Below are 15743 nucleotides of genomic sequence, written 5' to 3'. Positions count from 1 at the left end.
GGTCACAACGGCTCAAGTTTTAACCGCGCAACCGTTTTCCTTCCCCGTATTACATGCTATTCTCTGTGCCCTCGAAAGCAGTGTGTTTCGCACCACAGGAGTTTTAAGACGCATGTCTTCCCGCAATAATCCGGCGCGTGTCGCCATCGTGATGGGGTCCAAAAGCGACTGGGCTACCATGCAGTTCGCCGCCGAAATCTTTGAAATCCTGAATGTTCCGCACCACGTTGAAGTGGTTTCCGCACACCGTACACCGGACAAACTGTTCAGCTTCGCCGAAGGCGCTGAAGAGAACGGTTATGAGGTGATCATTGCCGGTGCGGGCGGCGCAGCACATCTGCCAGGCATGATTGCCGCTAAAACGCTGGTCCCCGTTCTGGGCGTGCCGGTACAAAGCGCTGCGTTGAGCGGTGTCGATAGCCTCTATTCCATCGTGCAGATGCCGCGGGGTATTCCGGTCGGCACGCTGGCGATTGGTAAAGCGGGTGCTGCAAATGCTGCCCTGCTGGCTGCACAGATCCTGGCGACGCATGATAAAGACTTACATCAGCGTCTGGCTGACTGGCGTAAAGCACAGACCGACGAGGTGCTGGACAATCCGGACCCACGGGGTGCGGCATGAAGCAGGTTTGCGTCCTCGGTAACGGTCAGTTGGGCCGTATGCTGCGCCAGGCGGGTGAACCGCTGGGTATTTCCGTCTGGCCCGTCGGGCTGGATGATGAACCTGAAGCGGTACCGTTCCACCAGAGCGTGATCACCGCCGAGATCGAACGCTGGCCGGAAACGGCGCTGACTCGCGAGCTGGCGCGTCATAACGCCTTTGTTAACCGCGATGTTTTCCCGATTATTGCCGACCGTCTGACGCAAAAGCAGCTGTTCGACAAGCTCGGTCTGCCGACTGCACCGTGGCAGCTCCTGTCGGATAAAAGCGAGTGGAATGATGTTTTCGCGATGCTGGGCGAACTGGCCATCGTGAAGCGCCGCGTGGGCGGTTACGATGGCCGCGGTCAGTGGCGCCTGCGTGCAAATGAAACGGCAGAACTGCCGGATGATTGCTACGGCGAGTGTATCGTTGAGCAGGGCATCAACTTTAGCGGCGAAGTGTCGCTGGTTGGCGCGCGCGGGCACGACGGGCATACCGTCTTTTATCCGCTGACGCATAACCTGCATCAGGACGGCATTCTGCGCACCAGCGTGGCGTTTCCGCAGGCCAGTGCGGAACAACAGGCACAGGCGGAAGACATGCTGTCTGCCATCATGCACGAACTGGGCTACGTCGGCGTAATGGCGATGGAGTGCTTTGTCACCCCGTCAGGTCTGCTGATCAACGAGCTTGCGCCGCGCGTGCACAACAGCGGCCACTGGACGCAAAACGGCGCGTCCATCAGCCAGTTCGAACTGCACCTGCGCGCCATCACTGAGCTGCCTCTGCCGCAGCCGGTGGTGAATAGCCCGTCAGTGATGATCAACCTGATCGGCACCGATCTGAACTACGACTGGCTGAAGCTGCCGCTGGTACACCTGCACTGGTATGACAAAGAGGTTCGCCCGGGTCGTAAGGTCGGTCACCTGAACCTGAACGACAGCGACACGGGCCGTCTGAGCGCCACCCTCGAAGCCATCATCCCTCTTCTGCCGCCGGAATACGCGAGCGGAATTGTCTGGGCACAGTCTAAGATCAAGTAACACACCTGCGCCGGGGAGTTGACCTTCCCCTTCCCCGGCGTACAATCCCCGCCCATTGCTGCTGAGTTTTCTTCTGGAATAACCATGAACGATGGAACGGACTATCGCGCGATCCTCGCGTCCGATACCCCTTTAATCGACGTTCGCGCGCCGATCGAATTTGCACAGGGCGCGATGCCCGCCGCGCTCAACCTGCCTTTAATGAACGACGACGAGCGCGCCGCCGTCGGCACCTGCTATAAGCGGCAGGGCCCCGAGGCCGCGCTGGCGCTCGGCCATAGTCTGGTGAACGGCGCAACGCGTGAGGCACGGATCAACGCCTGGCGGGAGGCCAGCCTTGCCCATCCTGAGGGCTATCTCTGCTGCGCACGCGGCGGCCAGCGTTCGCACATCTCACAGGCATGGCTGAAAGAGGCGGGTGTCGACTACCCGTTGATCCGCGGCGGCTATAAAGCCCTGCGTCAGACGGCGATTCAGGTCACAACCGAGCAGTCACAAAAACCGATGGTACTTATCGGTGGCTGTACCGGCAGCGGTAAAACCCTGCTGGTTAAGCAACATGTCCAGGGCATTGATCTGGAAGGACTGGCTCGCCATCGCGGTTCATCGTTTGGCCGCACGCTCACGCCGCAGCTTTCCCAGGCCAGCTTTGAAAATCACCTTGCGGTTGAGCTATTAAAAAAAGACGCTGCACGCTGGGTGCTGGAAGATGAAGGTCGGATGATTGGTTCCAACCACCTGCCGGAGTGCCTGCGCGACCGTATGGTTGAAGCTCCTATCGTTGTCGTCGACGACCCGTTTGATATCCGTCTTGAGCGCCTGCGAGAAGAGTATTTCGACCATATGTGGGCAGATTTTTCTGCGGCTTACGGTGATGAAGAAGGCTGGAAAGAGTACAGCGAGTACCTGCACCACGGCCTGTTCGCCATTCGCCGCCGTCTGGGGCTGCAGCGGTATGCAGAATTCACCGAGCTGTTAGATTCCGCGCTGCTGGAACAACAACGCTCTGGCAGCACTGATGCGCACTTCCGCTGGCTTGCCCCGTTGCTGAATGATTATTACGACCCGATGTACAGCTATCAGCTTGGAAAGAAAGCGGAGAAGATTGTCTATCGCGGAACGTTCGAAGAAATTGCTGAGTGGCTTGATCGCTGAAAAATAAAGCCGGGTGACGAGGTAAAAGCAAAACGGCAACCAGGGTTGCCGTTTTTAATGTTTGTTCCCTCTCCCTGTGGGAGAGGGTCAGGGTGAGGGCATCAGGCCGCACCCTACAAGATCACTTAGAAGTCGTAACGCAGACGGACCAGGTTCATATCGCCCAGATCGTCGGTGCTGGAGGTGAATACGTGTTCGTAATCAACACGGAAACCATAATCCAGCTGGAAGCTGATACCCACACCGTTGTCGATGCGCTGGTAGTTACGGCCGTTCACGTACTCGATGCGATCGCCCATGAAGTAAGGCTGGATGGATTTAACCGCATACTGATTGATTGGGAATTTATACCCTGCGAAGTATTCAATACCCCACGCGTCGCCCGCAAAGTAGTCGTTAACAGACACTTTTTTGGTGGTCAGGAAGTTCTGGTACCAGCCGCCGCCAAAGGAGAAGGTCCAGTTGTCAGGTTTCCAGCTCAGCGCAGTACCGAGGATGTTCTGATCGTAGGTTTTGCTGTCGCCGTTGTCCGGGTTACGCATGTCGGCGCGGGTGTAGTTCCACGCCGTACCCCAGGTCAGATCTTTAGTCAGGTGATAATCCAGACCCAGTGAACCGCCGCCTTTACGCTTGTAGCGCAGGCCGTTGCCCGGCAGGTATTCGCTGTCTTCAAACAGGTAGGATGCATAAATGTCAGCATCGCCAACGGTTTTCTTATATTTCAGCATGTTGCGTGAACGATAAGAACCGTCGTAGTCACCGTTGATACCGTTACCTGGTGCCTGACCGATCATGTCGTAGTCCCAGATATCGGTTTTCACGCCAACCACATCATAGTAAACGCTGTTCTGCTGACCATAGGTCAGTGTACCCCAGGTGTCGCTCTTCAGACCGGTGTACAACATACGGCGAGTCGTGTTGTTCGCGCCTTCTTTGTAGTGGTTGTCCCAGTCGAACAGCGCAGGAATGTTCACGCCCAGCTCGTAGTAGCTTACCCAACTGATGTCATCAAACAGGTAGTAATCGGCTGCGAAACGGAAACGGGTACCGCCGTCGAAGCCATTACGTTTGTAGGAACCTTTGTCGCCATCGCCCGTCATCATGTTGAACTGAGGACGGATACTGTCGCCCACGGTGAAGTTCAGACGGCTCAGTGGATCGCCCGCCTGAGGATCCTGTTTAAGAACGGTGATTTCCGCCTGAGAAGCGAAGGTAGTCAATGCCACTGCCGCGCCGATCGTAACCGCCAGCGCTGATTTTTTTATAGTCATTATTTTTCCTTAATAGACACGCTGCTAAATATTTAGCGGGTGAATATTAACTGGAAATAATCAGTCTGTGTGGACGGTTTTTTAATGTTTTGTGCTACTAAATGAGTGGGTATTATCTTTTTGTGCCATTAAATTACTACGCACCGATATAAAAACCGGTGCGTAATTATCACCACATTGAATCAACTCTCAAACTGGCGGAACAGGGCTTTGCCCTTTAACAAGCGTGTACCGAGCCAGCCTCCACAGAGGGAAAGCAGTACCGCACCAAAGAGAGGCAATGTCAGCCAAAGACGCCAGTCAGGCTCCCATGGGAAGTCGAAGACCTTTGTCTGCAGGACAGCCAGCGCCGTCTCTGCACCAATGGCCGCGACCAGACCTGCCACCAGCCCCAGCAGTGCGAATTCACTCCAGAGCGTCGCCCGCAGCAGCCGCTTACCGGCCCCCAGCGTGCGGTAAACCACCAGCTCCTGATGGCGCTGGCGCATCCCCACCTGTACCTGGGCCAGCAGCAACAGCACGCCACAGATCGTAACCAGCACCACCATCACCTCCAGTGCGCGGCTCACCTGCTCCAGCACCTGTCCCACCTGCTTCAGGATCGCCCCAATATCCAGCAGGCTGACCGTCGGAAACTCCCGGTTAAGCTGGGTCAGCATGCCGTTGCCGTTTTCCCAGCGGAAGCTGGTCAGCCAACTCTGTGGCTGCCCGTCCAGCGCCCCCGGCGGGAAGATAAAGAAGAAGTTGGGCCGAAGGCTTTCCCAGTCCACCTTACGCAGGCTGGTGACTTTCGCGGTAAAATCCTGCGTATCCCCGGTAAACGTGACGCTGTCTCCCAGCTTAACGCTCAGACGCTTCGCCAGCCCCTCTTCCATCGACACTTCCCCCACTTTCGGCGGCCAGGTTCCGGCGGTAATGGGGTTATGATCGGGGCGTTTTTCCTGCCAGGTCAGGTTCAGCTCGCGGTTAAGCGACTCGTCCTTGTTCCCTTCCGTTGACTGACCGTTGATCTGCGTCAGCCGCGCGCGAACGATGGGGTAGAACGACTCGGGGATAATGTGATGCTCCGACAGAAATCCCTTCAGCGGCGTGACCTGCTCAGGCGCGATATTGATCAGGAAATAGTTTGGGCTTTCCGGCGGAAGCTGCTGCTGCCAGCGATCCAGCAGATCGCCTCGCAGCACCAGCAGAAGTGCCAACAGCATAAACGACAGCGAAAACGCCGAAAGCTGGCTGAGCGTGGACCAGGGCTGATGCAGCAGACGGTTCACTGCCAGCCGCACGGGAAGCGATTTTACCGTGATTTTTTTCAGAATATTGAGCAGTATCCAGCCCAGTACGCCGCACAGCAGCGCCAGAACAACCGCCCCGGACAGTACTGCCCAAAGCAGAGTGCTGCCCCCCATCAGCCAGGTCAGCAGCCCAACCGCCACCGCGATTATCACAGGAAGATAGAACTTCAGCGGCCAGACGTTTGCCACGACGTCACGGCGTAAAACACGCAGCGGCTGCGTCGCAATCAACAGCCGGTACGAACGGAGCCCCACCAGCACCGAAATTACCGTCATCGCGCCCATCGCCCACAGCCACGGCCAGAGGCTGGCCGGCGGCAATGCTGCCGGGAGCACCGGTTTCAGCATCACCATCAGCAGTTTTTCGAACAGTAGCCCCATTACCCCGCCGGTGAAGGCCGAGAAAAGCAGCAGCATCAGCCACTGGCCGACAATCAGCTTACGCAACTGCACCCTGCCCGCACCCAGCGTTTTGAGAACCGCCACCAGATCGTAACGGCTGCGGCAGTAGTGCCCCATTGCGACGGCAACTGCCGCCACTGCCAGCAATAGCGTTAACAGGGCCGAAAGCAGCAGGAACTGCTGAGAACGCTCGAGGGACTTACCGAGCGCTCCCTCGTCCTGCTCCAGCCCGTACCAGCGGTGTTCCGGTTTTAACTGCGGCAGAAGCCATTTTTCATACGCGTCAAGCTGGGCAGGCGTGCCGCCAAACTTATAGCGCCAGGTGACGCGGCTACCCGGCTGTACGGCATTGGTTTTCGCCACATCGGCGGTGTTCATCAGTAATCGCGGCGCGAGCTGGAACGGATTAAACCCGGAGTCAGGTTCCTGAACCACTTCCCCGGCAATTTTCAGCGTAGCATCACCGACATCAATGCTGTCGCCCGTATTCAGGTTCAACAGCGCCATCAGGCGCGGCGCTAGCAGCACCGTGCCGGGTTTGGGTTTCAACCCTGGTGGGCTGGTTTGCAGTTCGCCATACATCGGGTAGATGTCATCGACGGCTTTGACGCTTGCCAGCTGCGGCGTTTCGCCCGCGAAGGTCATGGTCTGGAAGCTTATCTGCTCCCCGACCTTGAGCCCCCGCTTGCGCGCTTCATCAATCCAGCCCGGCGGAACCCCGCGTGAACTTTGTAGCGCCCTGTCTCCCGCCATAAACTCCCGGCTTTGCTGACTGAGCCCTTTCTCCATGCGGTCGCTGACGCTGCCGAGCGCCAGCACGCACGCTACCGCCAGGCTTAAGGCCAGCCAGACTATCAGCAGCGAGGGCGAGCGCCACTCGCGCCAGAACCAGCGGGCAATCATGCTTCCTCCTGAAGAACACCGTTGACCAGCCGCAGACGACGGTCACAGCGGGCGGCAAGTTGCGGGTCGTGGGTCACGAGGATCAGCGTAGTGCCATGTTCACGGTTGAGCGAAAACAGCAGGTCAGCAATCTTGTCCCCGGTTTTACGGTCAAGGTTACCGGTAGGCTCATCAGCGAACAGTACCTCCGGACGACCGTTAAACGCGCGCGCCAGCGCCACGCGCTGTTGCTCCCCGCCGGAAAGCTGTGCCGGAAGATGGTCGAGGCGTTTGCCCAACCCCAGTTGCTCCAGTAAGGCCTTTGCATGCGCGCGGCTTTCACGGCTATTTTCGCCGCGCAGAAGCGCCGGGAGTTCGACGTTTTCCAGCGCGTTCAGCGTCGGGATAAGCATAAAGGACTGAAAAACAAAACCGATGTGTCGCGCACGCAGCGCAGCGCGCGCCTCTTCATCAAGCTGATGCAGCGGTTGCCCGACAAGGTGGACCCCTCCGCTGCTTCCGTCGTCCAGACCCGCCAAAATTGCCAGCAGCGTAGACTTACCGGAACCGGATTCGCCAATCAGCGCGATGGTTTCAGCGCGTTTGACAACGAGTTCAACTCCAGTAAGGATGGAAAGCTCGTGTTCCCCCTGACCGACGGATTTCTTAAGACGATGAACTTCAACACTGTTTTCCGCTGGCATTTGCCCTTCCTGTTTTTGATTCTGATGACCTTCCGCGCGGCGGCAGCGGACACGTTACTGGTTCTCGGCGACAGCCTGAGTGCAGGCTATCGCATGGCCGCCAGCGCGGCCTGGCCTGCTTTGCTCAATGATAAATGGCAGAGCACAACGCCGGTGATCAATGCCAGCATCAGCGGCGATACCTCGCAGCAGGGCTTGTCGCGGCTGCCTGCCTTACTCAAACAGCATCAGCCGCGCTGGGTGCTGGTTGAGCTTGGCGGCAATGATGGCCTGCGCGGTTTTCAGCCTCAGCAAACAGAACAGACGCTGCGCACCATTCTGCAGGATATCAAGGCGGCAAACGCCCAGCCGCTGCTGATGCAAATTCGCCTGCCCGCTAACTACGGTCGTCGGTATAATGAGGCCTTTAGCGCGATCTACCCAAAGCTTGCCAAAGAGTTTGATATTCCGCTGCTGCCATTTTTCATGGAAGAGGTCTATCTCAAACCCCAATGGATGCAAGACGATGGGATCCATCCCAATCGCGATGCTCAGCCGTTTATTGCCGACTGGATGGCAACGCGGCTGGCCCCTTTAGTTAAACATGACTCCTGATTAAGCGGAGATCCTGACAGGTAAAGTTATGCAAAAATCGGTCTTAATTACAGGATGTTCCAGTGGAATTGGCCTTGAAAGCGCGCTCGAATTAAAGCGCCAGGGATTTCGGGTCCTGGCAGCCTGCCGTAAACCCGACGATGTCGAACGCATGAACGGGATGGGGTTTACCGGCGTGCTGCTGGATATGGACTCGCCGGAGAGCGTTGAACGCGCCGCCGATGAAGTGATCGCGCTGACCGATAATCGTCTGTACGGGCTCTTTAACAATGCCGGCTACGGCGTGTATGGCCCGCTGGATACGCTCTCCCGCGAAACGCTGGAAAAACAGTTTTCGACCAACTTCTTCGGCGTGCATCAACTGACTATGCGCCTGCTCCCCGCCATGCTGCCGCACGGTGAAGGACGTATCGTGATGACCTCCTCGGTGATGGGCCTGATCTCCACCCCAGGCCGCGGCGCCTACGCCGCCAGCAAATATGCGCTGGAGGCCTGGTCTGACGCCCTGCGCATGGAGTTGCGTCACAGCGGCATTAAGGTCAGCCTGATTGAACCCGGCCCCATCCGCACCCGCTTTACCGAAAACGTCAACCAGACGCAGGCGGACAAACCGGTCGAAAACCCTGGCATCGCCGCACGTTTTACCCTCGGGCCGGAAGCGGTTGTCGCGAAAGTGCGCCATGCTTTTGAGAGTGAAAATCCAAAAATTCGCTATCCGGTGACGCTGGTCACCCATGCCGTAGGCTGGTTAAAACGCCTGCTGCCGGGCCGGATGATGGACAAAATTTTACACGGTTGAGTTGAAGCAACGACGCTCACCCCCATGTAAAGAACAAACCGACAAAAGAGAAAGCCGCATGTCCGTACAGAATATCGTCAATATTACTGAAGCAAACCTGCAACAGACCCTCGAACAGTCAATGACCAAACCGGTGCTGTTCTACTTCTGGTCTGAGCGAAGCCAGCACTGCCTGCAGCTGACGCCGGTACTGGAAAGCCTTGCCGCACAGTACAACGGCCAGTTCATTCTCGCCAAACTGGATTGTGACGCCGAGCCAATGGTGGCATCTCAGTTTGGTCTGCGCGCGATTCCAACCGTCTATCTTTTCCAGAACGGTCAGCCTGTTGATGGTTTCCAGGGGCCGCAGCCGGAAGAGGCTATTCGCGCTCTGCTGGATAAAGTCCTGCCGCGTGAAGAAGAGCTGAAAGCGCAGGAAGGCATGGCGCTAATGCAGGAAGGCAAATATGACGAGGCGCTGCCGCTGCTCAAAGAGGCATGGCAGTTGTCGAAGCAAAACAGCCAGATTGGTCTGCTGCTGGCGGAAACGCAGATTGCACTACACCGCTCAGAAGACGCAGAAGCCGTGCTGAAGACGGTTCCACTTCAGGATCAGGACACCCGTTACCAGGGGCTGGTCGCGCAAATTGAGCTGCTGAAGCAGGCGGCAGACACCCCGGAAATTCAGCAGCTGCAACAGCAGGTAGCTGACAACCCGGCCGATGCCGCGTTGGCAAGCCAGCTGGCGCTGCAGCTGCATCAGGTAGGGCGTAACGAAGAAGCACTGGAGCTGCTGTTTAGCCATCTGCAAAAAGATCTGGCTGCCGCAGACGGCCAGGCGCGTAAGATGTTCCAGGAAATTCTGGCCGCGTTGGGCACCGGCGACGCGCTGGCGTCGAAGTATCGTCGTCAGCTTTACGCGCTGCTGTATTGATGCACTTTGCCCGGGGGCGGCTTCGCCTTACCGGGCCGACAAAAGCCGATATTACCCCGTCTTTTTCAACTGCGTCACCACCAGCTGGTGGCGCGCGTTATAGAACTTCCGGTAGGTCAGGTAACAGGCAATGATGGTTGACAGGCTCGCCGTTGAGAGCAGCATAAACGTTACCATAATCTGATACTTAATCGCTTTTACCGGATCGATACCGGCAAAAATCAGCCCCGACATCATACCCGGCAGGCTCACCAGTCCCACCGTTTTGGCAGAATCCACCGTCGGGATCAGCGATGAACGGATGCTCTCACGGATCAGCCGCGCCGAGGCCATTTTAGGCGTTGCCCCCAGGCTTAACTTCTCCTGCAACTGCTGCTGTTCACTGCTGAACCGTTGGCCCAGATTGTTGTAACACAGCCCCACGGCAACCATCGCGTTTCCGGCGATCATTCCGGAAATGGGGATGACCTGCATTGGCGTAAACACAATTGAACCAGAGAGCACCAGCACTGCCAGCGTGAGCGCCGTCCCGGTCGTTATGGCAATAAACGACGAGATAAAGGCCTTATCAATGTACTTACTGCGTTTTTGCGCATTCCACGCTGCGTTAAAGCAGATAAAAAGCACCATCAGCAGCGTCAGCACGGCGTGGTTGACGTTGAAAATATACTTCAGCACATAGCCGACAATAATCAGCTGAATAACCGCCCGGCAGATACTCCACAGAATATCTTTTTCCAGCCCCAGCTTTTCCCGGTAGCTGACCACAATCGCAATCAGCACCAGCACCATCGAAAACGCCAGGGATTCATTGGTAATATTATGCTCACCCACGGTTAGCCTCCTGCATTTTCCCACCGTGCGGCTGGAGCGTAATCACGTCATCCGCATGGGTTATTTCGTTAGCGTCGTGCGTCACCCACAGCACGGCAACATTCTGCTTGCTGGCGTAATGATGAATGATGTCGTTAACGTTGCGCTTATTGGCCTCATCCAGCGCGCTGGTGATTTCGTCCAGCAACAGCACCCTGGGTAAAAATTGCAGATTACGGATCAGCGAGACGCGTTGCTTTTCTCCACCCGACAACTCACTCACGGCTTTGGTCAGCGTCTCCTGCGGCAAGCCAAAACGTTCCAGATCGGCCGATAACCGCTCAGGATCGGGCGTCTTATTGCGAATTTTCCAGGGAAAAATCAGGTTGTCATACACCGTATCGCCGAAGAGCGTGGGCGTTTGTACCGAGTATGAGACCTGCTGGCGATACGCCTCAGGAGAGAGCGTTGCAATATCCTTCCCCTCAAAAAAAATCTTGCCTGAGGTCGGGCTGAGCAGCGAGGCAATGATTTTTAGCAGCGTACTTTTCCCGCAGCCCGATGGCCCGGTGATCAAACGAAACTCCCCCGGCGAAACGGTAAAGCTGACATTATTCAGAATAGTGGTTTCACCCACACGGTAGCCTACATCCGCGATTGTTAAAATCGCGCTGTTATCCTTCATGTTATTTCCTGCCTTCATCCCAATAATTAGCAGTAGTCTACGGCGATTAGTGATTGTATGGCGACTTTCCTCGTATACTTAGGGTCAACAAACAGCCATACGGTTTCCGCCACAGCATGCAAAACAGGAGGTTTTTATGCTCATCGTTGTTCCTGTCCTTATTTTCGTTGCGCTGGTTATTGTCGGCGCTGGCGTCAAAATTGTCCCGCAGGGTTACCAGTGGACAGTCGAGCGTTTCGGACGTTACACCAACACATTACAACCTGGTTTAAGCCTGATTGTCCCTTTCATGGACAGAATTGGTCGTAAGATCAACATGATGGAACAGGTGCTGGATATTCCTTCTCAGGAAGTGATCTCTAAGGATAACGCCAATGTCACCATTGATGCCGTCTGTTTTATTCAGGTAATTGATGCGCCAAAAGCGGCCTATGAGGTGAGCAATCTGGAGCTGGCTATCGTTAACCTGACGATGACCAATATCCGTACCGTACTGGGTTCGATGGAGCTGGATGAGATGCTCTCACAGCGAGACAGCATCAATACCCGACTGCTGCACATTGTCGATGAAGCGACGAATCCGTGGGGGATCAAAGTCACCCGTATTGAGATCCGCGACGTTCGCCCGCCGGCTGAACTGATCGCCTCCATGAACGCCCAGATGAAGGCCGAGCGAACCAAACGTGCCTATATTCTTGAAGCCGAAGGGGTACGTCAGGCCGAGATCCTCAAAGCGGAAGGGGAAAAACAGTCGCAGATCCTCAAAGCCGAGGGCGATCGCCAGTCTGCGTTCCTCCAGGCGGAAGCGCGTGAACGTTCGGCCGAAGCGGAAGCTCGTGCCACCCAGATGGTGTCAGAGGCGATTGCCGCTGGTGATATCCAGGCCGTGAACTACTTTGTCGCGCAAAAATATACCGACGCGCTGAAACAGATCGGCTCAGCAAACAACAGCAAAGTGGTCATGATGCCGCTGGATGCCAGCAGTCTCATGGGCTCTATTGCCGGGATCGCTGAACTGATCAAAGACAGCGGAAACGAGCGTAAAAAATGATTGAGCTTATTGCCGCATATCCTCACGCTTTCTGGCTAAGCCTCGGGGGGTTATTGCTGGCCGCTGAGATGCTGGGCGGCAACGGCTACCTGCTCTGGAGCGGTGTCGCCGCCGTCATTACCGGGCTGCTCGTGTGGCTTCTGCCGCTCGACTGGGCGTGGCAAGGTGCGTTGTTTGCCGTACTGACACTGGTGGCTGCATGGCTGTGGTGGCGCTGGCTTAACCGACGGGTTAACGAGCAGAAACCGTTAGATGCGCACCTTAATCAGCGCGGGCAGCAGATTGTCGGCCAGCGTTTTACGCTCGACACCGCGCTGGTGAACGGGCGTGGACATATGCGCGTGGGCGACAGTTCGTGGCCTGTCGTGGCCGACGATGACCTCAGCGCCGGAACGCGGGTTGAGGTCGTTGCGGTAGAAGGAATAACTCTGCGGGTTAAAGCCTGTTAAACAGATGCCTTACGATGGCAGCAGCCAGCAAGATTATCTATGATCGGGCAATCGGCGCTGTCATCTCCCGGACATGATTCCGCCAGCGCCAGCAGCTGTTTGCGCATCGCCTGTAACTCGGTGATGTGGCGTTCAATCTCAGCCACCTTTTCCAGCGTGCGATTTTTCACATCAGCGCTGTGACGCTTCGGATCGTTAAACAGATTCACCAGCTCGCCACACTCTTCCAGATTAAAACCGACCTGTCTTGCCTGACGCAGCAGCGTCAGTTCGTCAAGATGCAGTTGCGTGTAACTGCGGTAGCCGTTTTCGCTGCGCAGCGGCGGTGTCACCAGCCCTTTCTCTTCATAAAAGCGAATCGCTTTGCTGGTTAAGCCGGTTTTTTTCGCAACATCACTGATATTCACATTTCCCCCTTGACCTTCCCCTTGATGGAAGGTTTAACCTTCATAACAGTTAGCCAAAAGCGTTATGTTGGTCAACAACTGACCAGATCATTATACGGGAGTTTTGTTATGTCTCACACTATTGACCTGACATTGGACGGCCTCTCCTGCGGCCACTGTGTCAAACGCGTTAAAGAAAGTCTGGAACAGCGTCCTGACGTTGAAAGTGCTGAAGTTACCATCGATCATGCCGCCGTAACCGGTAGCGCCAGCGCGGATGCGCTGATTGATACCATCAAGCAGGCCGGTTACGGGGCGGAGCTGAGCCACCCAAAGGCTAAACCGCTGGCAGAGTCATCATCCCCGTCGGAAGCACTGACAGCGGCCACTCCTGAGCTTCCGGTAGCTGATGATATTGATGACAGCCAACAGCTGCTGATCAACGGCATGAGCTGCGCCAGCTGCGTCTCCCGGGTACAAAACGCCTTACAGGCCGTACCGGGCGTCGCGCAGGCACGGGTCAATCTTGCGGAGCGCACCGCGCTGGTGATGGGCAGTGCCTCCGCCGCAGATTTAGTGCAGGCCGTTGAGAAAGCAGGCTACGGCGCTGAAGCCATCGAAGACGATGCAAAGCGTCGTGAACGTCAGCAGGAAACGGCGGTTGCCACCATGAAACGCTTCCGCTGGCAGGCAATAGTTGCCCTGCTGGTCGGGGTTCCGGTGATGGTGTGGGGCATGCTCGGCGACAACATGATGGTCACCGACGACAACCGCACGCTGTGGCTGGCGATCGGTTTGATCACCCTTGGGGTGATGATCGTTGCAGGCGGACATTTTTATACCAGCGCCTGGAAGAGCCTGAAAAACCGCACGGCGACAATGGATACGCTGGTAGCGCTCGGCACCGGCACGGCGTGGCTATATTCGATGAGCGTGAACGTCTGGCCCCAGTGGTTCCCGATGGAGGCGCGACATCTCTATTATGAAGCGAGCGCGATGATTATCGGCCTGATTAACCTGGGCCATATGCTGGAAGCCCGCGCGCGTCAGCGTTCCTCAAAAGCGCTGGAAAGATTACTTGATTTAACGCCGCCAACCGCGCGCGTGGTCACAGAGGACGGTGAAAAGAGCGTTCCGCTGGCCGAGGTTCAGCCCGGCATGACGCTGCGACTGACCACGGGCGACCGCGTGCCCGTTGACGGTAAGATATCCCAGGGCGAAGCCTGGCTGGATGAAGCGATGCTGACCGGCGAGCCTATCCCTCAGCAGAAATCCCACGGTGACGCCGTTCATGCCGGTACGGTGGTACAGGACGGCAGCGTGCTGTTCACCGCCAGCGCCGTCGGCAGCCACACCACCCTGTCACGCATTATCCGCATGGTGCGCCAGGCGCAGAGCAGCAAGCCGGAAATTGGCCAGCTTGCGGATAAAATCTCAGCCGTTTTTGTTCCGGTCGTGGTCGGTATTGCCCTGCTGAGCGCGGCTATCTGGTACTTTTTCGGCCCCGCACCGCAGATTGTTTATACCCTGGTGATCGCCACCACGGTGCTGATCATCGCCTGTCCTTGCGCACTCGGTCTTGCCACACCGATGTCGATTATCTCCGGCGTAGGCCGCGCCGCCGAGTTTGGCGTGCTGGTGCGGGATGCGGATGCACTGCAGCGGGCCAGTACGCTCGACACGCTGGTGTTTGATAAAACCGGCACGCTGACCGAAGGCAAACCGCAGGTTGTGGCCGTGAATACGACAGGCCTGACAAAAAATGACGCACTGCGTCTTGCTGCCGCGCTTGAGCAAGGCTCCAGCCATCCTCTGGCTCGCGCGATTATTGAGAAAGCCGGGAATGCCAGCCTGCCGCAGGTGAGCAATTTCCGCACCCTGCGCGGGCTCGGCGTCAGCGGTGAAGCAGATGGCCACGCGCTGCTGCTGGGCAACCAGGCATTGCTCAATGAAAACGGTATTGATACTGCCGAGCTGGAAAGCGAGTTGAAGGCGCAGGCGTCTCAGGGCGCCACGCCGGTTCTGCTGGCGGTGGATGGCAAAGCCGCCGCGCTGCTGGCCGTGCGCGATCCGCTTCGCCAGGACAGTGTGGATGCCTTAAAACGCCTGCACCGCGCGGGTTATCGCCTGGTCATGCTGACCGGGGATAACCCGACCACCGCCAACGCCATCGCGAAAGAAGCCGGTATTGATGAGGTCATTGCTGGCGTACTGCCGGACGGTAAAGCTGACGCAATCAAGAAACTGCAAAGCCAGGGGCGTCAGGTGGCAATGGTCGGCGACGGCATCAACGATGCCCCTGCGCTGGCCCAGGCGGATGTCGGTATCGCCATGGGAGGCGGGAGCGATGTCGCTATCGAGACGGCAGCGATCACGCTGATGCGCCATAGCCTGATGGGCGTTGCTGATGCGCTGGCCATTTCAAAAGCCACGTTGCGCAACATGAAGCAGAACCTGCTGGGGGCATTTATCTACAACAGTTTCGGCATTCCGATTGCCGCCGGGATTTTGTGGCCGCTGACCGGCACGCTGCTGAACCCGGTGGTCGCAGGTGCAGCCATGGCGCTCTCCTCCATCACCGTGGTGAGCAACGCCAACCGACTGTTGCGGTTTAAACCGAAAGATTGAACCTTGTTCTCGTACGCGCTAGCATGAACCTTT

General features: G+C 56.9%; 15 protein-coding genes. 9 read left to right on the top strand and 6 right to left on the bottom strand.

Annotation, left to right across the window (positions count from 1 at the left end):
- Positions 1-112: 112 nt before the first annotated feature.
- From purE to mnmH, 3 genes are all read left to right on the top strand, one after another.
- Positions 113-622, top strand: a complete 510-nt coding sequence (purE, locus tag LCD46_05315) for a 5-(carboxyamino)imidazole ribonucleotide mutase (GenBank protein ID UOY71753.1) — start codon at positions 113-115, stop codon at positions 620-622.
- Positions 619-1686, top strand: coding sequence for a 5-(carboxyamino)imidazole ribonucleotide synthase (gene purK, locus LCD46_05310; GenBank protein UOY71752.1), 1068 nt, complete (start codon positions 619-621; stop codon positions 1684-1686). Before purE ends, purK begins: the two co-directional genes overlap by 4 nt.
- Positions 1687-1770: 84 nt before the next feature.
- Positions 1771-2841, top strand: coding sequence for a tRNA 2-selenouridine(34) synthase MnmH (gene mnmH / locus LCD46_05305; GenBank protein ID UOY71751.1), 1071 nt, complete (start codon positions 1771-1773; stop codon positions 2839-2841).
- Positions 2842-2966: 125 nt separating this feature from the next.
- On the opposite strand, the gene LCD46_05300 is transcribed toward mnmH, so the two are convergent.
- The 3 genes from LCD46_05300 to LCD46_05290 all read right to left on the bottom strand — a co-directional run bounded on the left by LCD46_05300 (position 2967) and on the right by LCD46_05290 (position 7392).
- On the bottom strand, positions 2967-4112 hold the full coding sequence (locus LCD46_05300; GenBank protein ID UOY71750.1) for a porin: 1146 nt from the start codon (positions 4110-4112) through the stop codon (positions 2967-2969).
- Between the two features lie 182 nt (positions 4113-4294).
- Positions 4295-6709 (bottom strand): ABC transporter permease, encoded by a 2415-nt coding sequence (locus tag LCD46_05295; protein UOY71749.1) that lies wholly within the window; start codon positions 6707-6709, stop codon positions 4295-4297.
- On the bottom strand, positions 6706-7392 hold the full coding sequence (locus LCD46_05290; protein UOY71748.1) for an ABC transporter ATP-binding protein: 687 nt from the start codon (positions 7390-7392) through the stop codon (positions 6706-6708). Before LCD46_05290 ends, LCD46_05295 begins: the two co-directional genes overlap by 4 nt.
- Here LCD46_05290 and tesA point away from each other — a divergent pair.
- The 3 genes from tesA to LCD46_05275 are packed head-to-tail and all read left to right on the top strand — an operon-like array spanning position 7363 to position 9698.
- Entirely contained in the window at positions 7363-7986 is a 624-nt protein-coding gene (gene tesA / locus LCD46_05285; GenBank protein UOY71747.1) for a multifunctional acyl-CoA thioesterase I/protease I/lysophospholipase L1, read from the top strand. The genes LCD46_05290 and tesA overlap by 30 nt on opposite strands.
- Before the next feature lie 28 nt (positions 7987-8014).
- Complete coding sequence (locus LCD46_05280) at positions 8015-8785, top strand: SDR family oxidoreductase (protein UOY71746.1); 771 nt, start codon at positions 8015-8017, stop codon at positions 8783-8785.
- Position 8786: 1 nt separating this feature from the next.
- The gene (locus tag LCD46_05275) at positions 8787-9698 is read left to right on the top strand and encodes a co-chaperone YbbN (protein UOY71745.1); all 912 of its coding nucleotides are present in this window, start codon (positions 8787-8789) and stop codon (positions 9696-9698) included.
- A 51-nt stretch (positions 9699-9749) separates the two neighbouring features.
- On the opposite strand, the gene fetB is transcribed toward LCD46_05275, so the two are convergent.
- Positions 9750-10532: an iron export ABC transporter permease subunit FetB gene (gene fetB, locus LCD46_05270; GenBank protein UOY71744.1), complete on the bottom strand. Its 783-nt coding sequence runs from the start codon at positions 10530-10532 to the stop codon at positions 9750-9752.
- Positions 10525-11196, bottom strand: a complete 672-nt coding sequence (gene fetA, locus LCD46_05265; protein ID UOY71743.1) for an iron ABC transporter ATP-binding protein FetA — start codon at positions 11194-11196, stop codon at positions 10525-10527. Before fetA ends, fetB begins: the two co-directional genes overlap by 8 nt.
- Before the next feature lie 136 nt (positions 11197-11332).
- On the opposite strand from fetA, the gene LCD46_05260 reads away from it, so the two are divergent.
- Both LCD46_05260 and LCD46_05255 read left to right on the top strand, forming a co-directional pair.
- Complete coding sequence (locus tag LCD46_05260; GenBank protein UOY71742.1) at positions 11333-12247, top strand: SPFH/Band 7/PHB domain protein; 915 nt, start codon at positions 11333-11335, stop codon at positions 12245-12247.
- Positions 12244-12696 (top strand): NfeD family protein, encoded by a 453-nt coding sequence (locus LCD46_05255; GenBank protein UOY71741.1) that lies wholly within the window; start codon positions 12244-12246, stop codon positions 12694-12696. The genes LCD46_05260 and LCD46_05255 overlap by 4 nt, the downstream gene beginning before the upstream one ends.
- On the opposite strand, the gene cueR is transcribed toward LCD46_05255, so the two are convergent.
- Entirely contained in the window at positions 12693-13103 is a 411-nt protein-coding gene (gene cueR, locus LCD46_05250) for a Cu(I)-responsive transcriptional regulator (GenBank protein UOY71740.1), read from the bottom strand. The two genes, LCD46_05255 and cueR, sit on opposite strands and share 4 nt — an antisense overlap.
- Before the next feature lie 108 nt (positions 13104-13211).
- Between cueR and copA the strand changes: the two genes are divergently transcribed.
- A complete protein-coding gene (copA, locus tag LCD46_05245; GenBank protein ID UOY71739.1) occupies positions 13212-15710 on the top strand; it encodes a copper-exporting P-type ATPase CopA in 2499 nt (832 codons plus the stop codon).
- Positions 15711-15743 lie beyond the last annotated feature (33 nt).

The organism is Enterobacter ludwigii, assembly GCA_023023105.1.
Lineage (GTDB): Bacteria > Pseudomonadota > Gammaproteobacteria > Enterobacterales > Enterobacteriaceae > Enterobacter > Enterobacter adelaidei.
This window is presented reverse-complemented; position numbering and strand designations above follow the sequence as displayed.